This window comes from Mumia xiangluensis (assembly GCF_010994095.1).
GTDB classification, from domain to species: domain Bacteria; phylum Actinomycetota; class Actinomycetes; order Propionibacteriales; family Nocardioidaceae; genus Mumia; species Mumia xiangluensis.
In genome coordinates this window covers 414,068-438,250 of the sequence record NZ_WJYO01000006.1, presented here as the reverse complement: position 1 = coordinate 438,250, position 24,183 = coordinate 414,068, and the positions used below count along the sequence as shown (strand labels likewise).

Genomic DNA, 24,183 nt, shown 5'->3' with positions numbered 1-24,183 from the left:
GATCAGCCGCAGGAGTCGCAGACACCCGTCGCGGGCACCGCCATGAAGCACTGCGGGCACACGACCACGGGCCGCTCCACCTTGGCGGGCGCTGGCGCACGCCGTACGGGCTTCGAGGTGCTTGGCTTCGAGGTGCTTGCCGCCACCCGCCGCGATGGCATCGGGCGACCGCCGTCGGCGGGGAGCGTCGCCCCGAACCGCTGGTAGCAGGCGAACCGCTGCTCGGCGGCGTGGCGCTCTCCGTCGGGGATCGGCGTGCCGGTCAGGCGTGACACGACGTCGCGGTAGCTGTCGCCGACCCGGCCGGACTCACGGACGCACAGCGCGGTGAGGGCTGGCTCGCCACGCTTGTGGGCGTCCGTGGCGACCTCGTCGAGCACCTCGACGAGCCAGGTCGCGACGTGGACCCGAGTCTTCACTCCCGTGCGCCGCTGGACCTCCGCCGCGAGCTGTTCGTCGGTCACGTCGCCGCCGTACTTGCGGGCCGTCTCGGCCAGGACGTCCCGTGCGCTCTTCGCCCAGAGTTGCTTCGCGGTCTCGTACGCGACCGGCTGTCCATCGCCGATCCGGAAGGTGCTCGCAGTCACCCTGCGATCGTACGCGGGAGGCTGGCGGCGAACCGGACCTGCCCGCTGAGGGCGACCTTGCGCGGGACGTCGAACAGCACGCGGACCGGGCGCGTCGTGTACGGCTCGAGGACGGCCGTGGCGCTCGAGGCGTCGACCGGCAGCGCGCGGTGCTCGCTGCCGTCGGAGGCCACGAAGACCGCGGGAAGCGAGCCGATCACGACGCCCTGCCCGCGACTGCTGACGGAGACGTCGGCGACGACCAGGACGTGGCCGGGGCTCGGGAGACGACCGCCTTCGGACCGGCGGACACCGACGGCAGTGATCGTACGGTCGATGTCGCTCATGGTCGTCCCCTTCGTCGATCGTCGGGGAACTCGACCGAGGCTACGGGGCAGAAGGGTCACGCCCGGGAGATCTGTCACGGCGCAAGCGGGGGTGGTGCTGACCCCGGGCGGGCGGACAGTGGGAGAACCGAGTCGAGGGGGATCATCATGAAGTCTCGCATCGCGTTCACCGTCGCCACGGCGGCCGGTTGCGCCGCAGCACTCGTCCTGGCCGCGCCGCCCGCTGCGGCCGACGAGCGCGTCCGCGAGGACCGGCGGGACGACGCGCCGGCGTCCATCGACATCGCGCGGGTGACCTACCGGCACACCGAGACGCGCGTCGCGGCGCGGATCCGGGTGCCGGAGCTCGGCAGGAAGGGCCGCGCGTCCCTCGCGATCAGCAGGTTCGGCGTCTTCGAGGCGGGCTACGTGGCGGTGGTGCGCAAGAGGCCCGGTGACCGGACGACGACCCGGTTGCTGTTCTTCGACCACTTCGACGCACACCCTCGGTCGTGCGACGGGCTCCGCGGATCGTGGCGGCGGGCGACCGGAACCATCCGGATCTCGGTCCCGCGGACGTGCCTCGAAGGGCACCGCACCCGCAAGGTCTACGTCGCCGCGCGGACGATCCGCGGCTCGTCGCTCGACGACGCCCGTCCCGTACGCCGCCTCGCGCGCGGGTGACCGGGAGCCGCTACGACGCGAGGTGGAGGCGCTGCGGTGCCGGCTGCTCGGTGCGGATGAAGCGGACGGCGCCGCCGGGCGCGAGCATGGCCGGGACCTCGAACAGCACGCGGACGTGGTGCCTGACCTGCGGGAGCAGCCGCATGCCGTAGACGAGCCAGTCCTCCGGCGGGACCGGGGGGTGCTCGGTGCCGTCGGCGGCGACGAAGAACGCGGGGACCGCGTGGATCGTCGTCGGGTCGTCGTCGCGGTTCGTCACCTCGACGTCCGCCACGACGAACACGTGGCCGCGGTCGGCGCGGCGGCCGTCGACGGCGCGCCGTACCGCGTACCCGCCGACCACGTAGTCGATCCCGAACATGCCCCTGCTCCTCGATCTCGCTCTGACGACGTCGATCCGAGACTGTCCGATTCGTCGTCTCTGTCCAGTATGGAAGGGACGTGGTGACGCGTCAGCCATGACGCGTCTTGGGCTGTGAGGCTCGCCACGCGAAAGCGAGGTCCAGGAGCTCTCAGCGCACGACGACAGGCACCCGCTGGACGTGGCTGTTGGCCATCCCTTGGCGGTTCCACTGCTGGTCGAGGGGCTGCGTACGCCCGTCGGCGTCGGTCGCTCGCACGCTGAGCTCCGTCGGCCCCGGAGTCGCCTCCCAGATGAAGCTCCACGCCTGCCACAGGTACGCCGCGACGCACGGCGCCAGGTCGGCGTCGGCCCAGGTCGCCGTCCCGTCGGTGCTGACCTCGACACGGGTGATCGGCGCGAAGCCCGACCACGCGCGCCCGGTCAGCGCCTGCCGCCCGGCGTCGACGATCCGCGTGCGCGACATGAAGTCCGGGAAGCCCGGGGGATGCATCAGCGCGCGAGGCGCCATCCGTGTGACGGGCTCGCCGCGGTCATCGGCGTCGCGCTTGATGCGGTACGCGGTCGCGTTCTGGAACCCGTCGAACGGGCGGTCCAGCACCGTGATCCGCACCACCCACTTGACGTGCGCCATGCCGTACCAGCCGGGGACCACGAGTCGTACGGGGGCGCCGTGCTGCGGCGGCAGCGGCGCCCCGTTCATCGCGGTCGCGAGGAACACCTCGTCCCGCTCGATCTCGTCGTAGGGGAGTGCACGCCGGAAGTCCTGCTCGATCCCGCGCTCGAAGCCGTGGTCGGCCCCGCTGAACACCACCGACTCCGCACCCGGCCGGACTCCCGCCCGGTCGAGCAGGGCCGCGAGCGGCACGCCCGACCACTCGGCTGTGCCGACCGCCTCGTCGAGCCAGGGCTGGCTGATGGGTCGTGGCGACGTCCTGGCCCGTCCGTTGCCGGCGCACTCGAGCGTCACTCGACGGGCGACGGGCTCGAGGGTCGCAAGCTCGTCGAGGTCCACCGAGAACGGACGCTCGACGTGGCCGTCGACCGAGAGGCGGTAGGTCGCCGGGTCCAGCAACGGGATGTCGTAGTGCACGAGCACGTAGTGGAGCCCCGGCGGTGTGAGGTCCAGGTCGAGCATCTCCAGCGGCATCCCGTGGTTGCGGGTCGCCAGCCGGAGCTCGTCTAGCGAGATGTCGTCGGACTCGGCCGCTCGCGCGGGCGGACTGATCCAGTCGTCGATGGTCATGATGGCCCCCTGCCGTCGTACCACCGAGGACCGGTCGGAGTCCACCGGGCGGGGCGCACAGCCCCGCCCGGCGGCGCCTCACATGTCGCGGTAGCGCTTCGCCTCGGCGACCTTCTGGCGGAGCTCGTCGGCGTTGAACGGTGCGACGTACGCGGCGGTGTCGCGCTGGGTGCGCCATCCCTCCGCCAGCGGGCCGACATCGACGACGTCGAAGCCGGCGGCGTCGATGAACGCGGTGACGGTCGCCTTGGCATCGGCGTCGTCTCCGGCGATCGCGAGCGCGCGGCGGTTCGCGGTGCCCGCGGGGGTGGCGTGCTCGGTGATGTGCGGGGCGGCGATGTGGTTGAAGGCCTTGACGACCTTCGACTCGGGGAGGTGCCGCTGCAGCAGCTCCGAGACGGTGGTCGACTCGTCGTCCAGCTCGGCGATCTGCCCGTCCCGCTGCGGGTAGTAGTTGTTGGTCTCGATCACGACCTTGCCCGCCAGCGGTGCGACGGGGACGGCAGGGATCGCGGCGAGCGGCGTCGTGACGACGGCGATGTCAGCCGCCTCCGCCGCCTCCTCCGGCGTGCCGGCGCGGGCCTTCGGGCCGAGCTCGTCGACCAGGTCGGCGAGGGTCTCGGGACCGCGCGAGTTGCTCAGAACGACGTCATACCCCTGGGAGATGGCCACACGCGCCAGCTGGCTGCCGATGTGACCGGAACCGATGAGTCCGATGGTGGTCATGGGTGTGGCCAACCCGCCGCGTGCGGCGGGTATTCCGGGCGGGCGATCAGCCGCGCCGCCGACGGATCTCGGCGTTGATCGCGGGAACCACCTCGTGCAGGTCGCCGATCACCGCGTACGTGGCCTTGGTGACCATGGGCGCATCGACGTCGGTGTTGACGGCGAGGATCGTCTTCGACGACGCGCAGCCTGCCCAGTGCTGGATGGCGCCGCTGATCCCGCACGGGATGTAGAGGTCCGGCGAGATGCGTGACCCGGTCTGGCCGACCTGCTCGTGGTGGGGTCGCCAGCCCAGCGAGGTCACGACCCGCGAGACGCCGAGCGAGGCGCCGAGCAGGTCGGTGAGCTCGAGCAGGTCGGTGAACCCGTCGGCCGATCCGGCGCCGCGCCCCGCGCCGACGACCACGCGGGACGACGTCAGCGCACCCGACAGGTCCGGCTCGGGCTCGTCGGTCGAGACCACGCGAGCGACCAGGTCGGCCTCGGCGATCGAGGGAGTCTCGACGACCAGCTCGCCCGCGCCCGGTGTCTCCGCGCGGCGGGGCTCGACGGCGTGGCCGGCGACGGTGAGGACGGCGACCCGGTCGCCCAGCCGCATCTCCTCCAGTGCAGCGCCGCCGACGACCTGCCGCGTGACCACGAACGGGTCCAGCCCCTCGAACGCCAGCACGTTCGCGGCCATCGCGACGTCCGTGCGTGCCGCGACGTGGGCCATGACCTCGTTGCCCCGCGGTGTGCCGGCCGCCATCACGAGGTCTGCGCCGGTCTGCTCCTGCACGGAAATGAGCCCCGAGGCCCACGCGGCGCCTGCGTACGACGTGAACGCGTCGCCGGTCAGCGCGTGCACCCGGCGCACGCCGTACGACGCCAGCGTGGCGACCAGGTCAGCGGAGGGCTCGCCGACGGTGACGGCGTCGATCGGTCGGTCGCCGCCGGCAGCCGACAGCGCCCGTGCGAACGTCACCGCCTCGCGCGACACCTCGACGGCCTCGCCCTCGAGCGACGTCTCCACCAGCACCAGGATCATCGCGCCAGCACCCCCAGCTGCTCGAGCACGTCGACCACGGCGGGTGCGGCTTCGGGCCCGTTGCCGAGGATCTGGACGTCCGACGGCGCGGGCGGTGGGAGCAGCAGGCGGACCCGGGAGGGCCCGGTGGGTGCGGTCGTGGGCTCGCGCTCCTCGATCTGGACCTTCTTCGCCTTCATCCGACCGGTGACCGTCGGATAGCGGGGCTCCACGCCGCCCTCGAGCACGGTGACGACCGCCGGGAGAGGCACCTCGTACGTCTCGTGACCCTCAGGCCCGGTGCCCGACGCGGTCACCGTCCCGTCTGCCACCGTGACGGTGCTGACGCCGTTGATCACCGGCCACCCCAGCGCGTACGCCAGTCGGATGCCGACCTGGAAGTCCCCGCTGTCGGCCGCGTCGTTGCCGAGCAGCACCAGCTGCGAGTCGTGGTCGCGCGCGACGGCAGCCATCTCCCGCGCCACGTCTGCCGGGCCGAACGCACTGGAGTCCGCGACCACGTGGGTGGCCTCGGAGCAGCCGACGGCCAGTGCGTGCCGCAGCTGCTCGACCGCGTCCTCGTCCCCGAGCGTCACCACCCGTGTGGTCCCCGCGTCAGCAGCGGCGCGTACGGCGAGCTCCACGGCGCACTCCTCGTGCGCGCTCATCGTGAATCCCGCGTAGCGTCCGTCGACCGCCTGTGCGTCGTCGGTCAGGACCACCTCGCTGGAGGAGTCGACGACCCGCTTCACGCACACCAGGACGTCCACCATCAGCGGATCCTCTCGTTCGCGGGATCCCACAGGCCGGTCGCGTCCACCGACCTCACCGTCACCGGGTAGAGCTCTTCCATGTAGGACACGGCGAGCTCGTTGCCGAGGTGTGCCTCGTCCGGCGGCAGGTAGGCGAGCAGGAGGTGCTGGCCCAACGACGGTGCGGACCCGGCAGTGGTGACGTACGGGTGGTGGCCGTGGTCGTCGGTCAGGGTGCCGCCCTCGCGGGTGAGGATCGGCTCACCGCCGAGCATGTAGCGCCTCGTGCCCGAGGCCGAGACGTGGTTGTCGACGGTCATCGTGCACAGCACGGCGGCGGGCGGTGCGTCGCGCTGCGCGAGGTAGGCGGCCTTCCCGACGAACTCGGCGGCCTTCACCTTCGGCCGCTGCATCGCCGCCTCGACGATGCTGCGCTCGCCGTCGAGCTCGAACCCGAACGCGCGGTAGCCCTTCTCGATCCGGCCCGTGGTGCCGTAGACGCCGATGCCGACCGGGACCGCGCCGTACGACGAGCCGGCTTCGAGCAGGGCGTCCCAGACCGCCGCAGCGTCGTCCTTCCCGACGTACAGCTCCCAGCCCAGCTCACCGACGTAGGAGATCCTCGAGGCGAGCACCGTGGTGCCGTTCAGCGGGATCTCGCGGCACGAGAGGAAGCCGAAGCCCGCGTCGCTGACGTCGTCGGAGGTGAGACCCGCGAGGATGTCGCGCGCCCTCGGACCCCACACGCCGATCGTGGAGATGTCGTCGGTGCGGGACGTCAGGGTGGTCGCGCCGTCGGCGGGGACGTGGTCGGCGAACCACTGTCGGTCCGCGGGCCCGTGAGCGGCGCCGGTGACGACCCGGAAGTGGTCCTCGCCGAGCCGCATCACGGTGAGGTCGGACCTGAACCCGCCGGCAGCGTCGAGGACGGGCGTGTAGACGACCTTGCCGACCTGTACGTCGCACTGGGCGACGCAGGTCACCTGCACGGTGTCGAGCGCTCCGGGGCCCTCGATGTCGAAGACCTCGAACGCCGAGAGGTCGATCACGCCTGCCGCCTCGCGCATCCGCAGGTGCTCGGCGTTGATGATCGGGCTCCACCAGCGGGCGTCCCACTCGTGCTCGCGCGGCATCACGGCGTCGCCGTACTCGTCGAGGAGGCCGGCGTTGGACTCGTACCAGTGGGGCCGCTCCCAGCCGCCGGTCTCGAAGAAGACCGCACCGAGCTTCTGCTGCGACGCGTGCATCGGAGCGAGTCGCTGCGGACGGTCGGACTCGTACTGCTCGGCGGGGTGCACGATGCCGTACGTCTTGATGAACGCCTCGGTCGTCCGCAGCTTGGTGTGCTCCCTGCGCAGCTGGTGCGGGTGGAAGCGGGCGATGTCGCTGTGACTGACGTCGATCTCGGAGTGGCCGCGGACCATCCACTCCGCGACCGCGCGCCCGACCCCCGGTCCCTCCTTGATCCAGACGGCCGCCGCGGTCCACAGACCCTTCACGTGGCTCTCGCCGAGGATCGGGCTCCCGTCGGCGGTGAGGGAGAGGAGGCCGTTGATCGCGTAGCGCATCTCGGCACCCTCGGCGCCCAGCAGGTCGGGCATCAGCTCGTACGCCTGCTCGAGCTGAGGGTCGAAGTCGTCGGACGTGAACGGCATCTCCGTCGGCGACAGCTTGGCCTGCTCGATCGAGGGGATCTCCTCGGGCTCGTAGAGGATCGCGCGGTGCGCGTACGACCCGACCTCCATGTCGGCACCGTGCTGGCGCTCGTAGCAGAACGTGTCCATGTCGCGGACGATCGGGAAGCTGATCTCGCCGTCGGTCGCGGCGAGCTGCGGGCAGGGGCCGACGCTGATCATCTGGTGCACGGCGGGCGTCAGCGGGATCGAGACGCCGGCCATGGCGCCGATCTTCGGGCTCCACACACCGCAGGCGATCACCACGTGCTCCGCCTCGATGTCGCCGTCGGTCGTCCGTACGCGGGAGATGCGGCGGTGGCCGTCAGCGCCCTCCTCGACGTCGAGGCCCGTGACCTCCACGCCTGGCACGACCGTCAGCGCTCCTGTCGCGAGTGCGCTCTCGCGCATGAGGGTGCCGGCCCGGAGCGAGTCGACGACACCGACGCTCGGGGTCCAGAACGCCCCGATGAACTGGTCGGTCTCGATGAACGGGACCTTCTCCTTCACGAACTCGGGGCTGACGAGCTCGGCGTCGATACCCCACGCCCTCGCGCTGGACATCCGGCGGCGCAGCTCCTCCATCCGCTCCTCGGTCCGGGCCAGCTCGAAGCCGCCGGACTCGGTGAAGACTCCCATCTCCTTGTACTGGCGCATCGAGTCGAGCGTCAGATCGGTGATCTCGCGGGAGTGGTCCACCGGGAAGATGAAGTTCGAGGCGTGTCCGGTTGATCCGCCGGGGTTCGGCAGCGGGCCCTTGTCGAGCTGCACGATGTCGCGCCAGCCGAGCTGCGCGAGGTGGTGGACGAGACTGTTGCCGACGATGCCGGCGCCGATGACGACGACCTTGGCCTGGCTGGGGACGTGGGCCATGTGATCTCCCGTGTGAGTTGCGTATGGTGCAACGCGGTGCGTGATGCGAAACTTGCTCCAGGATCACCCGTCACCGGCAGGGGGTCAACCCCTCCCGGTGACGGGTGATCGCCCGGAGTACTCAGCCGAGCCAGGCGTCGACCTTGTCCTGGTTCTCGTCGACCCACTTCTTCGCCGCGTCCGCCGGCTTCATCCCGTCCTCGGAGATGTACTTGGCGACGAGGTTCTGGTCGTCGTTGGTCCAGGTGAAGTTCTTCACCAGGTCGACCGCCGGCCCGCCCTCGTCGACCCATGAGGTCGACACGATCTTCTTGAGCTCGGTCTCGGGGTAGTCGCAGTCGACCTTCGCCGGATCGTCCTGACATCCGTCGGTGTACTCCGGCAGGTTCACCCGCTGCAGATCGACGTCGGCGAAGAGCCACTGGGGCTCGTAGAAGTAGCCGATCAGGAACTCCTTGTTCTTCTCGGCCTGCTGGAACGCCGTGATGCTCGCGGCCTCGCTGCCGGAGAAGACCACCTTGAAGTCGAGGCCGAGGTTGCTGACGATCGCCTCGTCGAACTGGACGTACGACGGGTCTGCGCCGAGGAACTGGCCCTTGCCACCGGACTCGCTGGTCGAGAACTCCTTCGCGTACTTGTTGAGGTTCTCGTACTCGAGGATGTCGGGGTGCTCCTCGGCCAGCCACGGCGGGACGAACCAGCCGATGATTCCGACGTTCCCGTTGGGGCCGAAGTCCTCGGCGCTGCCGTCACCGGCCTCGGCGAAGAACTTCTTCTCGAGGTCGGGGTGGCCCCAGTCCTCGATGACCACGTCCACCTCGCCGGTGCCGAAGCCCTGCCAGGAGACGTCCTCCTTGAGCTCCTTGTAGTTCATGGTGCAGCCGAGCTCGGACTCGGCCACCGCGCCGACGACGTACGCGCTGGCCTCGTACCCGACCCACGGGTTGATCGCCATGTTGACCTCGCCGCAGTCGCCGCCGCCGGCCTTGGACTCGTTCTCCTTGGTCTGGTCGTCGATCGAGCTGCCGCCGCATCCGGCGAGCACGACCATCGCGCACGCCGCGGCTGCCAGCCGGCTGCCCTGCTTCCTTCCGCTGTGCTTCCCACCGATGTGCATCTGAGCTCCTTCGTCGCTTCCTGGTGTGAGTCCGTGCCTGAGGTCAATCCGTGTCGGTTCGCGCCGAGGCGCGCATGATCCGGTCGAGCATGATCCCGAGAAGGACGATGCTGATACCCGCGGCGGCGCCCTTGCCCCACTCCTCGGAGCGGGAGGCGCCGAGCACGATGTCGTAGCCGAGCGCGCCCGCGCCGACCATGCCGCCGATCACGACCATCGACAGGACGTAGAGCAGGCCCTGGTTGGCCGCCAGCACGAGCGATCCCTGCGCCATCGGGAGCTGGACCTTGGTGATCTCCTGCCAGGTCGTCGAGCCCGTCGAGCGTGCCGCCTCCAGCGTGGTGGTCGACACGTTCCTGACGCCGTCGGCGACGAGCTTGATCGCGATCGGCGCCGCGTAGACGACGCCGGCGATGATCGCCGTGAAGCGCGACGGGCCGAAGAGCGCGAGGACCGGGATCAGGTAGACGAACGGCGGGATCGTCTGACCCGCGTCGAGGAACGGCCGGATCGCGAGGTCGACCATCCTGCGGCGGGCCATCCAGACACCCAGCACCACCGCGAGCACCATCACGAGCAGCGTCGCGACGAGCACCATCGTGAGCGTGATCATCGCGTCGTGCCACAGGCCGAGCACCCGAAGCCCCACGAGGCACACGACGGTGGGCAGCAGTGCCTTGAGTCCGCCGAAGACCAGCGCGAGAGCGAGGATCGCCAGCGCGGTCAGCCACCACGGAGACTCGGCGATGAGGTCCTGCAACGGGTTGAGCAGACCGTTGGTCACCGCGTCCGCGACCGCCTGCGTGAGTCCGTCGAAGGTGTCGGTGATCCAGGTGAAGAAGGAGTCCACGGCGTCGGCGACCGTCGGTCCCCACGACGTGGTGGGGAACTCTGCCGCCCACAGGAACTGCCGCGACATCCACACCGCCACGAGCGCCCCCACGCCGGTCACCGCGAGGACCAGCCGGCGCATGCGGAGGTCGATCTGCCCACGGGCGGCCTTCTCCGACGCCTCGCTGGCCGCGGTCGTCGTCCGGTCGAGCATCACCGCGATCACCACGATCAGGGCACCGGGCACGAAGGCGTTGCCGACGTCGTTGCGGAAGAGCGCCGACAGCACGGGCTGCCCGAGACCCGGTCCGTCGACGAAGGCTGCGATCGTCGCCATCGACAGCGCCGCCATCGTGGTCTGGTTGATGCCGACCACGATGGTCGAGCGCGCCATCGGGAGCTGCACCTTGGTGAGGCGTTGCCAGCGTGTCTGGCCCGAGGAGTCGGTCGCCTCGATCGTCGTCGCCGACACGTTGCGGATGCCGTAGCCGGCGATCCTGATGATCGGAGGCACGGCATAGATCACGGTGCACACGACGGCGGCCGAGGCGCCGATGCCGAAGAAGAGGACGACCGGGCTCAGATAGACGAAGGTCGGCATCGTCTGCATCAGGTCGAGCACGGTGGTGACGGCCTTCACCCCGGTGCGTCCCGCCGTCCCGTAGTAGACCGCGAGCGGGATCCCGATCAGGATCGCGATCGTGACAGCGATGCCGGTGATGATCAGCAGGTCCATGGAGTCCGACCAGTAGCCGAACAGGCCGAAGGACAGGAACGACGCGCCGACGAGGATCGCGATCCGCCAGCCGGCCGCCGCGAGACCGGCCCACGTCGCGAGCGCGACGACGCCGAGCCACCCGATCTGGGGCACCGGCCGGGGGAGGTCGGGGATCGACACCAGCCGCTGGAGCCAGCTGACGAGGTCCACGAACCAGGCGCCGATCTGATAGGTCAGCTGGACGACCGGGTTCGTGTCGCGACTGGCGAGGACGGCGTCGCGGAACTCGGTCAGCGCCTGCTGCACGTCGGTGTGCGCACGCTGCGGCATCTGGAGCGTGTCCTGGCCCTTCGTGAACGCCCAGATCAGGATCCACACGCCGACGACGACGAGTCCCCACGCCCAGCGTGGCAGCTTCCGGCGTTCCTGGACCGGTGGTGGGGCGGCGCCGGGCTCGAGACGGGGCCGCGTGGCTGTGACGCTCACGAGCGCGCCTCCTCCTCGGCGACCACCACACGGAGGATCGCGTCGTCGTCCACGATGCCCACCAGCTCGCCGTCGTCGACCACGCGAACCGGATGCGCCGACGCGAGCGCGGCCTTCGCGGCCTGGCGGACGACCGTGGTGGAGGTCATCACGGGACCCTCACTCGAGTCGTCGGGCCGCGGGTCGCGCATCACCCACCGCAACGTGAGCACGTGCGAGCGCGGCACCTCGGAGGTGAAGTCCTTGACGTAGTCGTCGGCAGGCTCCGCGACCACCTCGTCCGGCGTGCCGATCTGCACGATCGCGCCGTCGCGCATGATCAGGATGCGGTCGCCGAGCTTGAGGGCCTCCTGGAGGTCGTGGGTGATGAAGACCATCGTCTTGCCGAGCTCGTGATGGAGCCGGATCACCTCGTTCTGCATGTCCCGGCGGATCAGCGGGTCCAGCGCCGAGAACGGCTCGTCGAACAGGAGCAGAGCGGGATCGTTGGCCAGTGCCCGGGCGAGCCCGACGCGTTGCTGCATGCCGCCCGACAGCTGGTCGGGGTACGACAGCTCGTATCCGGACAGGCCGACCAGGTCGACGATCTCGCCGGCCTTCGCGCGACGCTCCTTCTTGCCGATGCCTCGGACCTCCAGGCCGTACGCGACGTTGTCGATCACCTGGCGGTGCGGCAGCAGCCCGAAGTGCTGGAAGACCATCGAGGCGTGGGTACGGCGCAGCTCGCGCAGCTCGGACTCGCTCGCCTTGACGATGTCGTGACCGTCGATCTCGACCTGCCCCGCGGTCGGCTCGATCAGCCGGGTGAGGCAGCGTACGAGCGTGGACTTGCCCGAGCCCGACAGCCCCATCACGACGAACACCTCGCCGGGAGCGACGTCGAACGAGACGTCACGGACACCGACCACGCATCCCGTCTTCGTCTTGAGGTCGGCGCGGGACAGGTCGGCGTCGGGCGTGCCGACGATCCGGTCGGCACCCTTGCCGAAGATCTTCCACAGGTTGCGGACGGTCAGGGCGGCATCCGTCATGAGCGTTCCTCCGGGCTGTTGCGGCTGTCGCCGGGCGGATAGAGGGGAGTGCTGTCGCGAAAGCGGTAGTACGGCACCTCGGCGGGAGGCAGCGGCGTACGGCCGGCGATCAGGTCGGCGGCCTTCTCGGCGACCATCATCACGGGGGCGTAGATGTTGCCGTTGGTGACGTAGGGGAAGACAGAGGCGTCGACCACACGCAGGCCCTCGACCCCGTGGACCTTCATCGACGAGGGGTCGACGACGGACGCCTCGTCGGTGCCCATCTTCGCGGTGCACGAGGGGTGCAGGGCGGTCTCCGCGTCCGCGCGCACCCAGTCGAGGATCTGCTCGTCGGTCTCGACGACCTGCCGGCCGGGGGAGAGCTCGCCGTCGTTGTACGGCGCGAACGCCGGCTGGTTGAGGATGTCACGCGCCACCCGGACCGCCTCGACCCACTCACGACGGTCGTTCGCGGTCGAGAGGTAGTTGAACCGGATCGACGGGTGCTCCTTGGGGTCGCGCGAGCGGATGCGCACCCAGCCCCGGGTGTCGGCGTACATCGGGCCGATGTGCACCTGGTAGCCGTGCCCCTGCGTCGGTGCGGAGCCGTCGTACCGGATCGCGACGGGGAGGAAGTGGAACATCAGGTTCGGGTAGTCGACATCGGCGTTGCTCCGGCAGAAGCCGCCGCCCTCGAAGTGGTTGGTGGCCCCGAGCCCGCGCCGATGGACCAGCCACTGGTAGCCGATGCCGGGACGCCGCCGCCACTTCAGGCCGGGGGCGATCGAGACGGGCTGCTTCGACGCGTACTGGATGTAGACCTCGAGGTGGTCCTGCGCGTTCTCGCCGACGCCGGGCAGGTGCTGGACGACCGGGATGCCGTGCTGCCTCAGGAGCGTCTCGTCGCCGACGCCGGAGAGCTGCAACACCTGGGGCGTGTTGATCGCGCCGCCGCACAGGATGACCTCACCGGCGTCGACCGTACGGCGGACGCGCCCGCCGCGCAGGTAGTCGACGCCGACCGCACGAGCGCCGTCGAACCGGACGCCGGTGACGTGCGCGAGCGTCCTCACCTCGAGGTTCTTGCGGCGACGGACGGGGTGCAGGTACGCGCGAGCGGCGGACAGCCGGCGTCCGCGGTGCACGTTGCGGTCAAACTTCGCGAAGCCCTCCTGGCGGTAGCCGTTGACGTCGTCGGTCAAGGGATAGCCGGCCTGCTGCGCCGCCTCGAAGAACGCGGTGAAGAGAGGGTTGTCGGCAGGCCCGCGCTCGAGGACGAGCGGGCCGTCGCCGCCGCGCCACTCGTCGGCCCCGGCGAGGCAGGTCTCCATCCGCTTGAAGTACGGCAGGCAGTGCAGGTAGTCCCACCGCTCCATGCCCGGGTCGGCGGCCCAGCGCTCGTAGTCCATCGGGTTGCCGCGCTGGAAGATCATCCCGTTGATCGAGGACGACCCGCCGAGGACCTTGCCGCGGGCGTGGAACACGCGCCGGTCGCCGAGGTGCGGCTCGGGATCGGTCTCGTAGCGCCAGTCGTACAGCCGGTTGCCGATCGGGAAGGGCAGCGCCGCCGGCATGTGGATGAACGGGTCGACGCGGAAGTCGGACCGTCCGGCCTCGAGGACGAGCACGGACGTGCCGGGGTCGGCGGAGAGCCGGTTCGCGAGTGCGCAGCCGGCCGAGCCACCTCCCACGATGACGACGTCGAACCGGTCTGCACCCATTGCTCGCTAGCCTCTCCCCGTCTGCTGCTATCCCTGGAACCAGCGCTGCTCGGCCGGCCGGATGTTGTGCCACACGTGCTTGGTCTCGCGGTACTCGTCGAGGCCGGCGACGCCGAGCTCACGGCCGATCCCGGACTGCTTGTAGCCGCCCCACTCGGCCTGCGGGACGTACGGGTGGTAGTCGTTGATCCACACCGTGCCCATCCGAAGGCGGCCTGCGACGCGCTGCGCCTTGCCCGCGTCCTGCGTCCACACGGCACCGGCGAGGCCGTAGATCGAGTCGTTCGCGATGCCCACCGCTTCGTCCTCGTCCGCGAAGGTCTCGACGGTGAGGACCGGTCCGAACGACTCGTCCTGGGTCACCGACATCGCGCTGGTGCAGTCGTCGAGGATCGTGGGCAGGTAGTAGAAGCCGTCCGCCAGGCCGGGGTCGTCGGGGCGGCGGCCACCACAGCGCAGGGACGCACCCTCGGCGAGGCCGCGCGCGACGTACGCCTCGACCTTGTCGCGGTGGTCCGCGCTCGTCAGTGGCCCGGTCTCGGCATCGTCGTCGAAGGGACCGCCCAACCGGATCCGTGTCGCGCGCTCGACGAGGCGCTCGACGAAGTCGTCGTGGATGCCCCGCTCGACCAGGAGACGGGCTCCGGCAGAGCAGACCTGGCCGGAGTGGAGGAAGACCGCCGTCAGCGCGAAGTCGAGCGCGACGTCGAGGTCGGCGTCGGCGAAGACGATGTTGGGGTTCTTGCCACCCAGCTCGAGCGCCACGCGCTTCACCGTGGCCGACGCCGCCGCCATCAGCCGTCGCCCGGTCTGCAGACCGCCGGTGAACGAGACCAGGTCGACGCGCCCGTCGGTAGCCAGGGGCGCGCCGGCGCTCGCCCCGGCGCCGAGGACGAGGTTGCAGACACCGGCGGGGAGGCCCGCCTCCTCGAGCAGGCGCATCAGGTGGATCGCGGTGTGCGGGGTCAGCTCGCTGGGCTTGAGGACGAACGTGTTCCCCGCCGCAAGGCACGGAGCGACCTTCCAGGAGACCTGGAGCAGCGGATAGTTCCACGGCGTGATCAGCGCGCACACACCGACGGGCTCGTGGACGACACGGCTGACGACGTCCGGGTTGCCCGTGTCGACGACACGGCCGGCGTCCTCGGTGGCGACCCGGCCGTAGTGGCGAAACACGGAGACGACGTCGGCCACGTCGTACTGGCTCTCGACGAAGCGCTTGCCGGTGTCGAGGGACTCCCAGCGGGCGATCTCGTCCGCGTCGCGCTCCAGCAGGTCGGCCACCCTCAGGAGCAGGTCGCCGCGCTCGCGACCGGGGGAGTGCGGCCACGGGCCGTCGTGGAACGCGCGGTGGGCGGCGGCGATCGCGGCCGCCGAGTCCTCGGCAGTGGCCTCGTCGACCTCGGCGACCGGCGTACCGTCCGCCGGGCAGCGGATCTCGCGGCGGCCGCCCGCCTGCGCGCTCGTCCACGAGCCGTCGACGTAGAGCTCGGGCACCCGGCGCCTCAATCCCCGCAGGACACCACGCGTTGCGTATGCCGCAACACGGTGCATCTCGCGCAACTATTCCTGTGCCGAGACTGCTGTGAGCGGCGTGGCGCGTCAAGTGGCGATGCAGGTTAGGCCGTCAGCGTTACCCAATATTGACTTTGGTGCGTGATGCCGCCGTGCGGCTAGCGGTGGCCCCAGCCGAGACGGTGGGAGACCTCGGCGGCGGCGGCGACCAGCTCGGGGATGACGCGTGCCAGACGCTCTTCGGTGAGCCGGAACGACGGACCCGAGACGGACATCGACGCCACCACGTCGCCGTGCGCGTTGCGTACGGGCGCGGCCGCCGCGGCGAGTCCGTCCTCGAGCTCGTCGACGGCGACGGCGTAGCCCTGCTCGCGGACCTCGGCCAGCGCTTCACGCAGTGCCGGCTTGGTCGTGATGGTCTTCGCCGTGTACGACGAGAGGGACCCGACGGTGTCCTTGAAGCGCGTGTCGTCCAGCCCGCTCAGGAGCACCTTGCCGTTGCTCGTCGCGTGCAGCGGGATGTGCTGGCCGACCCAGTTGTGCGGCTGCAACGCGGAGGAGCCGGCGACCTGGTCGAGGTAGAGCGCGGAGCGGTCCGAGAGCACCGCGAGATTGACGGTCTCTCCGGTGTCGGCGGCCAGCTGGACGCAGACCGGGCGTGCTTCCTGCACCAGGTCGAGCCGGGCGGTGGTCGCGCCCGCGAGACGCAGCACGCCGACGCCGAGCCGGTAGCGGCCACGCTCGGTCGTCTGCTCGACGAGGCGGTGCGACTCGAGCGTGCTGACGAGGCGGAACGCGGTGCTCTTGTGGACGCCGAGCTCGCCGGCGATCTCGGTGACGCCGGCCTCGCCGACCCGGGCGAGGATCTCGAGGATGGTGAGGGCGCGGTCAACCGACTGGACGCCGCCGCTTGGTTCGTTCACGATAGCGACACTAACCCAAAGGGTGTTGCGTATCGTAGGTCGAGTTGCTTGCAGCGCAACACCTGCCCCGGTTCCTCGGAGGTGGTCCGGTGTCAGGAAGTGCACTCGCGACGGTCGCGGCCGGCGACTTCGTGCTCATTCTCTCGTGCCCGGACCGGCCCGGCATCGTCCATGCGGTGTCGGGGTTCCTCGCCGAGCACGGTGGCAACATCCTGGAGAGCCAGCAGTACGGCGACCGGCTCAGCGGCCGGTTCTTCATGCGGATCGACGTCGAGGTCACGGGTACGCCGTCGGCCGGCGACCTGCGTACGGCCTTCGCGCCGATCGCCGAGCGGTTCGCGATGGACTTCGAGCTCTGGGACGCCGACGCGCCGTACCGGACGCTCATCATGGTCTCCAAGCATCTGCACTGCCTCAACGACCTGCTGTTCCGCACGAGCACCGGGTCGCTGCAGATCGCGGTCCCGGCAGTCGTGTCGAACCACGCGGACGCCGAGGCAATGGCGGCGTCGTACGGCGTGCCGTTCGTGCACCTGCCAGTGACCCCGGAGTCGAAGCCCCACGCCGAGCGACGGCTGCTCGAGCTGGTCGACGAGCTCGACGTGCACCTCGTCGTGCTCGCGCGCTACATGCAGGTGCTGTCGGACGAGACGTGCCGGGCGCTGTCCGGACGGGCGATCAACATCCACCACTCGTTCCTGCCGAGCTTCAAGGGCGCCAAGCCGTACCACCAGGCGTTCGACCGAGGCGTGAAGCTGGTCGGGGCGACCGCGCACTACGTCACCGCCGACCTCGACGAAGGTCCGATCATCGAGCAGGACGTCGTCCGGGTCGATCACAGCTACGACCAGGAGGCGCTCGTGGCTGCCGGCCGCGACGTCGAGGCGCAGGTGCTCTCGCGCGCCGTGCGGTGGCACTCGCAGTCGCGGGTGCTTCCCAACGGTGCTCGCACCGTCGTCTTCCGCTGACCGCCCGCGAGTCGCCGCGTGCGGGCTCGCGAGTCACCCCGTGTGCGCCCGCGAGTGGCCAGGGTGCTGGATCCAGCCCGCCGCGGGGGCGGAGCGACGAAGCCACGCTTACCCGTACGAAGCGCAGGTTGTAGGAGTGGCTTCGTACCAGCGGGAGTGGCTTCGTTCCCCGCGGGCGGCCCGGGGCCCCGAGCCGAGCCGCTGCTGCCGTACGCCGCGGCTGCGTCAGTCGCCGAGCTCGGCGCGCCGACGGACGACGTACGCCTCGAGCTCCTCGCGGATCGCCTCGTCGAGCGGCGGCTGCTCGTACTCCTCCAGCCGCTTCTGATAGATCTCGGTCGCCCGCTCGGCCGTGTCCTTCGCGCCTCCACGCATCCATCGCTCGTAGTTCTCCGACGAGGACAGGAACGGCCGGTAGAAGCAGGTCCGGAAGCGCTCCATCGTGTGCATCGCGCCCAGGAAGTGGCCGCCGTGCCCGACCTCGGTGTGGGCGTCGAAGGCGAGCGAGGCCTCGTCGATCTCGAGCGGGGTGAACTCGTGCTGCAGCATCTGGACGAGCTCGCAGTCGATGACGAACTTCTCGTAGCCCGACACGAGGCCGCCCTCGAGCCACCCGGCCGAGTGCATCACCCAGTTCGCGCCGGCGAGGAACGTCGGCAGCAGCGTCATCATCGCCTCATACCCGGCCTGGGCGTCCGGCACCTGGGACGACGTCAGACCCCCACCGGTACGGAACGGGAGCCCGAAGTGCCGGGCGATCTGGCCGGTGCAGAGCAGGCCGATGCCCGACTCCGGAGTCCCGAACGTCGGAGACCCGGACTGCATGTCGATGTTGGAGAGGAACGAACCGAACACCACGGGGCAGCCCGGACGGATCAGCTGGGACAGCGCGATGCCCGACAGCGCCTCGGCGATCTGCTGCACGAGCGCGGCTGGGATCGTGACCGGCGACATCGCCCCCATCAGGATGAACGGGGTGAGGACGACAGGCTGGTTGGCCGCCGAGTACTCGAACTGGGCCTCCAGCATCCGGTCGTCCCAGCGCAGCGGTGAGTTGCAGTTGATCAGCGAGATCAGGGCCGGCGTCTCCTCGATCGCGTCGCGGGAGCCGAAGAGGATCTCGGTCATGGCGATCGTGTCGCGCGCGTTGACGCCGGAGACGACGTTGCCCATGTAGATCTTGTCGGTCAGCGTCTGGAGCGCGTACGTCATGTCGAGGTGCCGGCTGTCGAGCGGGGTGTCGTTGGGCTCGGTGATCACACCGCCTGCTGAGTCGAGCGCGGCGAAGCTCTGCGCGAGGCGGGAGAAGTTGCGGAAGTCCTCCATCGTGCCCTCGCGGCGGACGTCCCCCTGGCGGACGAACGGGGGGCCGTAGACCGCGCCGAACGCCATCGCGTCACCGCCGATGTGCACGGTGTTGGCGGGGTTGCGGGCCTGGAGGTCGAACTCCCGGGGAGCCTTCGCCACCTGCTCCAGGACGAACTCGGGGTCGAGGAAGACCGTGTCGCCCTCGACCTTCTGGCCGGCTGCGGAGAAGAGGTCGCGGGCTCGTGAGTCCATGAACTCGACGCCGATCTCACTGACGAGCCGACGCCACCCGGCGTCCAGCGTCGCCATCGCGTCCTCGGAAAGGATCTCGTAGCGCGGCATCTTGTTGCGGAACATCAGCCCTCCTGAGTAACCTCATGATGTGGGACCAGAGTTCCACATCATGGGACCGTTTGAGAAGGCCTGTGAGGACACCGAGAGAAGGAGTGCACGGTGAGCGGCGCAAGCAGCGGCAGCGGGACGCAGGCGGTCGACCGGGCTGCGCAGCTCGTGTCGACGGTCGTGCACGCCGACGAGCCGCTGACCTTCGCCGAGCTCCAGGACTCCAGCGGTCTGGCCAAGTCGACGACGTCGCGGATGCTCGCTGCGCTCGAACGCACGGGGCTGGTCGAGCGCGACGCCGACGGCTCCTTCGTCGCGGGCAGCCTCTTCTGGCTGTACGCCGCGCGTCACGACCCGTGGGAGGAGATGGTCCGCCTGGCACGCCCCGCCATGGAGCGGATCGGCGAGGAGACCCTCGAGACCGTCCATCTCTCGGTCGCCCGCGGTGACAAGGTCGTGCAGGTCGCCCAGGTCGACAGCCGCTACCTGCTCGGCACCCGTGACTGGACCGAGGTCGAGGTCCCCCCGCACTGCTCCGCGCTCGGCAAGGTCCTGTACGCATGGGGTGCGCTCGCCATGCCGGCCGGCGCGCTCGAGACCTTCACGGACGCGACGATCACCTCGTCGGAGGAGCTGCGCCGCGACGGCATGCGGATCCGCGAGCGAGGCTGGGCGATCACCGACGGCGAGCTCGAGATCGGGCTGACCGGCATCGCCGTCCCCGTGAAGGGCGTGCGCGGTGACGTGGTCGCGGCGCTCGGCGTCTCGGGCCCGACGGCACGGCTCGAGGACCGCCTGGACGGGGTCGGAGAGCTCCTGGCCTTCCACGCAGCCCAGCTGTCGACGCTGCTGCGCGGCCGAACCCCCTCGCAGAAGAACGACCCCCAGAAGTCAGACCCACTCACGAGCACGGAGGGCGCGGCGTGACCCCACAAGAGATTCTGCAGGGCCTGTACGACGAGACGCTCGTCGGCAACGCCCCACGTGTCCTCGAGCTGACGGAGGAGGGTCTGTCGAACGCGATGGAGCCGCAGACGCTGCTCTTCGACGCGCTCATCCCCTCGTTGGAGGAGGTCGGCGCTCGGTTCGAGCGCGGTGACTTCTTCGTGCCGGAGATGCTGATCGCCGGGCGGGCGATGGCGGGCGCCATGGAGCGGCTCCGCCCGCTGCTCGCCGAGACCGGCGTCGCGACCGTCGGCAAGTTCCTGATGGGCACCGTCAAGGGCGACGTGCACGACATCGGCAAGAACCTCGTCAACATCATGCTGGAGGGCGCGGGCTTCGAGGTGATCGACCTCGGGGTTCAGGTGGCGCCGGAGAAGTTCGTCGCGGCGATCGAGGAGCACCAGCCCGACATCGTCGGGTTCTCGGCATTCCTCACCACGACCATGCCGATGTTCAAGGCCAACATCAACGCCCTCGAGAAGGCCGGCCTGCGCAACGAGGTCGTCGTCATGGTCGGCGGTGCGCCCGTCACCCAGGAGTACGCCGACGCGGTCGGTGCCGACGGCTACGCCGCAGACGCCTCGGCCTGCGTGAAGCGCGCGAAGGCCCTGCTCGACGCACGCCGTACGAAGGTTCCCGCGTGACCTCCCCGTCGGCCGAGCCTGGCGAGCCCCTCCACACGGTCCTGCGGTCCGCCTCGAAGGAGGTCCGGATCGGGCACGACCAGCGGTTCTGCCTGATCGGAGAGCGCATCAACCCGACCGGGCGGCGCATCTTCCAGGAACAGCTGCGTGCTGGCGACATGTCGGCGATCGAGAAGGACGTGAAGGCCCAGGTCGAGGGCGGTGCCGACGTGCTCGACGTCAACATGGGCGTGCCGCTCACCGACGAGCCCGAGCTGCTGGCGTCGGCGATCCGTCTGATCCAGTCGGTCACCGACCTGCCGATCTGCATCGACTCGTCCGTGGTCGAGGCGCTGGAGGCGGGACTCTCGGCGTACGAGGGACGTGCCCTGGTCAACTCGGTCACGGCGGAGGACGAGCGTCTCGCCGCGATCCTTCCCCTGGTGAAGCGGTACGACGCCGCGATCATCGCGCTGCCCAACGACGAGGACGAGATCCCGATGGAGGCCGACAAGCGGCTCGACCTCACGGCCAAGATCATCCGCGTCGCCACCGAGGAGTACGGCATCGCCAAGGCCGACATCGTCATCGACCCGCTGGCGATGCCGATCGGGGCTGACACCACCACGTCGCGGGTGACCTGGGAGACGATGCGTCGGATCCGCGACGAGCACGGCGTCAACATGACCTGCGGCGCGTCCAACACGTCGTTCGGGATGCCGGACCGGCACACCCTCGGCGCGGCATGGCTGCCGATGGCGATGGCGGCCGGGCTGACCAGCGCGATCATGGACACGCGGACGCCGCAGATCGTCGAGGCGGTGAAGGCGGCCGACGTCTTCCTCGACCACGACGAGTGGGGCATGGCGTGGATCGCCGCACACCGGGCGAAGGCGGCTTCCGCGACGTGACCGAGGCTGCGCGATGACCGACGCTGTCCCTGACGTCGACCTCGACGCCGTAGGCCGAGAGGGCCTGCAGACGACACCCGGTGCCGGGTCGGCGACCCACGACGGCACGGGTCGCGTCGGGCTGTCGTTCACGGTCCACGACGCGGACCCCGACCGTACGACCGAGCGTCAGGTGCGGGTTCCGCCTGGCGTCACCGTGTTCGACGCCGCGTCGTGGAACGGCATCGCGATCGACTCGACCTGTGGCGGACATGGCACCTGCCACAAGTGCAAGGTCCGCATCGACGGGACGAACCCCGTGACGCGGCACGACGTCCGGACGTTCACACGCGAGCAGCTCGACGACGGCTGGCGCCTCGCCTGCCTGGTCAACGCGACCCGCGACCTGAGCGTCGACGTCCCCCCGCTCACCACCCGGCCGAAGGCGGCGACGGTGGGCGTGGGGCGCCAGGTGATCCTGCGTCCTGCGGTGCAGAAGCGCTACGTCGAGCTGGACGAGCCCACGCTCGCCGACCAGCGCACCGACCTCGCCCGGCTCCTCGACGCGATCGACGATCTCGAGCCGAAGCCCGACCTGCACGTGCTGCGCCGGCTCCCGGCAGCCCTGCGTTCGGCCGACTTCAAGGTCACCGCGGTTGTCGTCGACGAGGCGCTGATCGACGTCGAGCCGGGCGACACCACCACGACGCAGCACGCCCTGGCGGTCGATCTCGGCACGACGACGGTGGTCGCGACGCTGCTCGACGTCACCACCGGCACGCCCGTCGCGGTCGCCTCGATGCTCAACCGGCAGCAGCCGTTCGGCGGTGACGTGATCACGCGGATCAGCGCGACGATGATGGATCCCGACGCCCTCGGCCGGCTGAGGACCGCCGCCTGCGAGACGCTCGCGTCGCTGGCGACCCAGGTGTGTGCGGAGGGCGGGGTGGATCCCGCGACGGTGTACGAGGTGGCCCTTGCCGGCAACGCGACGATGACTGCGCTGGCACTGGGCATCGATCCGGAGCCGCTCGGGATGGCGCCGTTCGTGATGTCCGCTGCGCAGCCGCCCGACCTGCTCGCGTCCGAGCTCGGCCTGTCGTTGCACCCACGGGCCCGCGTGACCTTCTTTCCTGCGCTCGGCGCGTACGTCGGTGGCGACATCGTCGCCGGCATGCTCGCGACCGGCATGGACCGCGACAAGCGCACCCGCCTTTTCATCGACGTCGGGACCAACTGCGAGATCGTGGTCAGCGACGGAGACCGGATCCTGGCCACCGCGGCGCCCGCGGGGCCCGCGTTCGAGGGTGGCGCGATCCGCTGCGGCATGCGTGCGGCCGACGGTGCGATCGAGGTCGTGACGCTGGGGGAGTCCGTCGAGCTCGGGGTCATCGGCGACGTGGAGCCGCGCGGGCTGTGCGGGTCCGGTCTGGTCGACGCGGTCGCCGAGCTGGTCAGGGTCGGGATGCTCGACATGAGCGGGCGCTACGTCGCTGCCGAGGTTGCCAAGGAGGTCGCGCCCGCGCTCGCGGACCGTCTCACGTACGTCGGCCAGGAGCGGGTGTTCATCCTCCACCGGCCGACCCCGGACGCGTCCCCAGAGGAGTGCGTGGTGCTCTCGCAGCGTGATGTGCGCGAGCTGCAGTTCGCCAAGGCGGCGATCTCCACGGGGTGGTCGTTGCTGCTCGAGGAGCTGCAGATCGAGCACCGTGACGTCCAGCAGGTGCTGCTCGCAGGCTCCTTCGGCAGCTATCTGTCGGCGGCCTCGGCGGTGCGCATCGGCCTGGTCCCGGCCCTGCCGGTGCTGCGCATCGTCGCTGCGGGGAACGTCGCCGGCGAGGGGGCCAAGATGGCGCTCCTCTCGACGCGTGAGCGGGCAGGTGCGCGGACGCTGATCGAGGAGGTGACCTATGTCGAGCTCTCCGACCGCGCCGACTTCAACGACCGGTTCGTCGACCAGCTCTCCTTCTGAGGAGCGGACCGCCCTGATCGCCTGCGGCGCGATCGCCCAGCCGTGCGCCACGATCGTGGCGCGCCGCGGATGGCCCGTCGAGGTCCACCCTCTGCCTCCGCTGCTGCACAACCAGCCTCAGGAGATCGCGGGCGAGGTCCGAGCCTTGGCGCGGCGGCTGCGGCCGTCGTACGCGCGGGTCGTGGTCGGCTACGCCGACTGCGGGACGTACGGCGCCCTGGACGCCGTGTGCGACGAGCTGGGGTTGGCACGGCTTCCGGGCCTCCACTGCTACGACGTCTACGCGGGTGCAGATCGGATCGAGCGGTTCTTCGAGGACCAGCCGGGCACGTACCTGCTCACCGACTTCCTGGTGCGGTCGTTCGCGAGGACCGTCGAGCGGGAGCTCGGGCTCGACCGGTGGCCGGAGCTGCGCGAGGACTACTTCGGGCACTACACGCGTGTCGTGTGGCTGGCTCAGGAGCCCGACGACGAGCTGCGACGGCTCGCGGCTGCGGCCTCCGATCGGATCGGGCTGCCGCTGACGGTCGTGGAGACCGGCAACGCCAGGCTCGAGTCGGCGCTGGAGGCGCTGCTGCGCTGAAGCCCCCTGCGACTG

The 24,183-nt window shown here is 70.3% G+C and carries 22 protein-coding genes; 7 read left to right on the top strand and 15 right to left on the bottom strand.

The genetic code is table 11. The features are described 5' to 3' along the window. Positions 1 to 2 precede the first annotated feature (2 nt). Both GH747_RS19780 and GH747_RS19775 read right to left on the bottom strand, forming a co-directional pair. Complete coding sequence (locus tag GH747_RS19780) at positions 3 to 587, bottom strand: hypothetical protein (protein WP_205603028.1); 585 nt, start codon at positions 585 to 587, stop codon at positions 3 to 5. Beyond that, positions 584 to 913 (bottom strand): hypothetical protein, encoded by a 330-nt coding sequence (locus tag GH747_RS19775; protein WP_149771336.1) that lies wholly within the window; start codon positions 911 to 913, stop codon positions 584 to 586. Before GH747_RS19775 ends, GH747_RS19780 begins: the two co-directional genes overlap by 4 nt. Positions 914 to 1,060: 147 nt before the next feature. Between GH747_RS19775 and GH747_RS19770 the strand changes: the two genes are divergently transcribed. Then, positions 1,061 to 1,576, top strand: coding sequence for a hypothetical protein (locus GH747_RS19770; protein WP_149771335.1), 516 nt, complete (start codon positions 1,061 to 1,063; stop codon positions 1,574 to 1,576). Between the two features lie 10 nt (positions 1,577 to 1,586). Here the strand turns inward: GH747_RS19770 and GH747_RS19765 are convergent, their stop codons facing one another. The 12 genes from GH747_RS19765 to GH747_RS19710 form a co-directional block, all read right to left on the bottom strand. Next, entirely contained in the window at positions 1,587 to 1,937 is a 351-nt protein-coding gene (locus tag GH747_RS19765) for a hypothetical protein (RefSeq protein ID WP_149771334.1), read from the bottom strand. Between the two features lie 151 nt (positions 1,938 to 2,088). Then, positions 2,089 to 3,183: a sulfite oxidase gene (locus tag GH747_RS19760; RefSeq protein WP_149771333.1), complete on the bottom strand. Its 1,095-nt coding sequence runs from the start codon at positions 3,181 to 3,183 to the stop codon at positions 2,089 to 2,091. Positions 3,184 to 3,261: 78 nt separating this feature from the next. Beyond that, complete coding sequence (locus tag GH747_RS19755) at positions 3,262 to 3,909, bottom strand: NADPH-dependent F420 reductase (RefSeq protein ID WP_149771332.1); 648 nt, start codon at positions 3,907 to 3,909, stop codon at positions 3,262 to 3,264. A gap of 46 nt (positions 3,910 to 3,955) precedes the next feature. Further along, a complete protein-coding gene (locus GH747_RS19750; RefSeq protein ID WP_149771331.1) occupies positions 3,956 to 4,936 on the bottom strand; it encodes an electron transfer flavoprotein subunit alpha/FixB family protein in 981 nt (326 codons plus the stop codon). Next, positions 4,933 to 5,688 carry an electron transfer flavoprotein subunit beta/FixA family protein gene (locus GH747_RS19745; RefSeq protein ID WP_149771330.1) on the bottom strand — a complete coding sequence of 252 codons (756 nt, stop codon included), beginning with the start codon at positions 5,686 to 5,688 and terminating at the stop codon, positions 4,933 to 4,935. The genes GH747_RS19750 and GH747_RS19745 overlap by 4 nt, the downstream gene beginning before the upstream one ends. After that, the gene (locus GH747_RS19740) at positions 5,688 to 8,213 is read right to left on the bottom strand and encodes a GcvT family protein (protein WP_149771329.1); all 2,526 of its coding nucleotides are present in this window, start codon (positions 8,211 to 8,213) and stop codon (positions 5,688 to 5,690) included. The genes GH747_RS19745 and GH747_RS19740 overlap by 1 nt, the downstream gene beginning before the upstream one ends. Before the next feature lie 121 nt (positions 8,214 to 8,334). Further along, positions 8,335 to 9,330, bottom strand: a complete 996-nt coding sequence (locus tag GH747_RS19735; RefSeq protein ID WP_228553012.1) for an ABC transporter substrate-binding protein — start codon at positions 9,328 to 9,330, stop codon at positions 8,335 to 8,337. Positions 9,331 to 9,373: 43 nt separating this feature from the next. Further along, positions 9,374 to 11,365, bottom strand: a complete 1,992-nt coding sequence (locus GH747_RS19730) for an ABC transporter permease (protein ID WP_149771328.1) — start codon at positions 11,363 to 11,365, stop codon at positions 9,374 to 9,376. Further along, the gene (locus GH747_RS19725; RefSeq protein WP_149771327.1) at positions 11,362 to 12,396 is read right to left on the bottom strand and encodes a quaternary amine ABC transporter ATP-binding protein; all 1,035 of its coding nucleotides are present in this window, start codon (positions 12,394 to 12,396) and stop codon (positions 11,362 to 11,364) included. The genes GH747_RS19730 and GH747_RS19725 overlap by 4 nt, the downstream gene beginning before the upstream one ends. After that, positions 12,393 to 14,099: a choline dehydrogenase gene (betA, locus tag GH747_RS19720; protein ID WP_149771326.1), complete on the bottom strand. Its 1,707-nt coding sequence runs from the start codon at positions 14,097 to 14,099 to the stop codon at positions 12,393 to 12,395. The genes GH747_RS19725 and betA overlap by 4 nt, the downstream gene beginning before the upstream one ends. 27 nt (positions 14,100 to 14,126) lie before the next feature. Beyond that, complete coding sequence (locus tag GH747_RS19715; protein WP_149771325.1) at positions 14,127 to 15,596, bottom strand: aldehyde dehydrogenase family protein; 1,470 nt, start codon at positions 15,594 to 15,596, stop codon at positions 14,127 to 14,129. A gap of 176 nt (positions 15,597 to 15,772) precedes the next feature. Next, positions 15,773 to 16,537 carry an IclR family transcriptional regulator gene (locus GH747_RS19710; RefSeq protein ID WP_205603027.1) on the bottom strand — a complete coding sequence of 255 codons (765 nt, stop codon included), beginning with the start codon at positions 16,535 to 16,537 and terminating at the stop codon, positions 15,773 to 15,775. A gap of 89 nt (positions 16,538 to 16,626) precedes the next feature. Here GH747_RS19710 and purU point away from each other — a divergent pair, with 89 nt between their 5' ends. Continuing rightward, positions 16,627 to 17,505 carry a formyltetrahydrofolate deformylase gene (gene purU, locus GH747_RS19705; RefSeq protein WP_149771324.1) on the top strand — a complete coding sequence of 293 codons (879 nt, stop codon included), beginning with the start codon at positions 16,627 to 16,629 and terminating at the stop codon, positions 17,503 to 17,505. A 225-nt stretch (positions 17,506 to 17,730) separates the two neighbouring features. Here purU and GH747_RS19700 read toward each other — a convergent pair whose 3' ends face one another. Then, positions 17,731 to 19,170: a trimethylamine methyltransferase family protein gene (locus tag GH747_RS19700; protein WP_149771323.1), complete on the bottom strand. Its 1,440-nt coding sequence runs from the start codon at positions 19,168 to 19,170 to the stop codon at positions 17,731 to 17,733. A 96-nt stretch (positions 19,171 to 19,266) separates the two neighbouring features. On the opposite strand from GH747_RS19700, the gene GH747_RS19695 reads away from it, so the two are divergent. From GH747_RS19695 to GH747_RS19675, 5 genes are read left to right on the top strand one after another with little or no spacing between them, the layout of a single operon-like run. Continuing rightward, complete coding sequence (locus GH747_RS19695) at positions 19,267 to 20,082, top strand: IclR family transcriptional regulator (RefSeq protein ID WP_149771322.1); 816 nt, start codon at positions 19,267 to 19,269, stop codon at positions 20,080 to 20,082. Then, positions 20,079 to 20,744: a corrinoid protein gene (locus tag GH747_RS19690; protein WP_149771321.1), complete on the top strand. Its 666-nt coding sequence runs from the start codon at positions 20,079 to 20,081 to the stop codon at positions 20,742 to 20,744. The genes GH747_RS19695 and GH747_RS19690 overlap by 4 nt, the downstream gene beginning before the upstream one ends. Continuing rightward, complete coding sequence (locus tag GH747_RS19685) at positions 20,741 to 21,634, top strand: dihydropteroate synthase (protein WP_149771320.1); 894 nt, start codon at positions 20,741 to 20,743, stop codon at positions 21,632 to 21,634. Before GH747_RS19690 ends, GH747_RS19685 begins: the two co-directional genes overlap by 4 nt. A 13-nt stretch (positions 21,635 to 21,647) precedes the next feature. Then, positions 21,648 to 23,585, top strand: a complete 1,938-nt coding sequence (locus GH747_RS19680) for an ASKHA domain-containing protein (protein WP_149771319.1) — start codon at positions 21,648 to 21,650, stop codon at positions 23,583 to 23,585. Further along, the gene (locus tag GH747_RS19675; RefSeq protein ID WP_149771318.1) at positions 23,524 to 24,168 is read left to right on the top strand and encodes a DUF1638 domain-containing protein; all 645 of its coding nucleotides are present in this window, start codon (positions 23,524 to 23,526) and stop codon (positions 24,166 to 24,168) included. The genes GH747_RS19680 and GH747_RS19675 overlap by 62 nt, the downstream gene beginning before the upstream one ends. Positions 24,169 to 24,183: the final 15 nt, after the last annotated feature.

Coding starts and splice junctions, on each gene's coding strand:
- GH747_RS19775 (WP_149771336.1), bottom strand. CDS start 913: ATGAGCGACATCGACCGTACGATCACTGCCGTCGGTGTCCGCCGGTCC.
- GH747_RS19770 (WP_149771335.1), top strand. CDS start 1,061: ATGAAGTCTCGCATCGCGTTCACCGTCGCCACGGCGGCCGGTTGCGCC.
- GH747_RS19765 (WP_149771334.1), bottom strand. CDS start 1,937: ATGTTCGGGATCGACTACGTGGTCGGCGGGTACGCGGTACGGCGCGCC.
- GH747_RS19760 (WP_149771333.1), bottom strand. CDS start 3,183: ATGACCATCGACGACTGGATCAGTCCGCCCGCGCGAGCGGCCGAGTCC.
- GH747_RS19755 (WP_149771332.1), bottom strand. CDS start 3,909: ATGACCACCATCGGACTCATCGGTTCCGGTCACATCGGCAGCCAGCTG.
- GH747_RS19750 (WP_149771331.1), bottom strand. CDS start 4,936: ATGATCCTGGTGCTGGTGGAGACGTCGCTCGAGGGCGAGGCCGTCGAG.
- GH747_RS19745 (WP_149771330.1), bottom strand. CDS start 5,688: ATGGTGGACGTCCTGGTGTGCGTGAAGCGGGTCGTCGACTCCTCCAGC.
- GH747_RS19740 (WP_149771329.1), bottom strand. CDS start 8,213: ATGGCCCACGTCCCCAGCCAGGCCAAGGTCGTCGTCATCGGCGCCGGC.
- GH747_RS19735 (WP_228553012.1), bottom strand. CDS start 9,330: ATGCACATCGGTGGGAAGCACAGCGGAAGGAAGCAGGGCAGCCGGCTG.
- GH747_RS19725 (WP_149771327.1), bottom strand. CDS start 12,396: ATGACGGATGCCGCCCTGACCGTCCGCAACCTGTGGAAGATCTTCGGC.
- betA (WP_149771326.1), bottom strand. CDS start 14,099: ATGGGTGCAGACCGGTTCGACGTCGTCATCGTGGGAGGTGGCTCGGCC.
- GH747_RS19700 (WP_149771323.1), bottom strand. CDS start 19,170: ATGTTCCGCAACAAGATGCCGCGCTACGAGATCCTTTCCGAGGACGCG.
- GH747_RS19680 (WP_149771319.1), top strand. CDS start 21,648: ATGACCGACGCTGTCCCTGACGTCGACCTCGACGCCGTAGGCCGAGAG.
- GH747_RS19675 (WP_149771318.1), top strand. CDS start 23,524: ATGTCGAGCTCTCCGACCGCGCCGACTTCAACGACCGGTTCGTCGACC.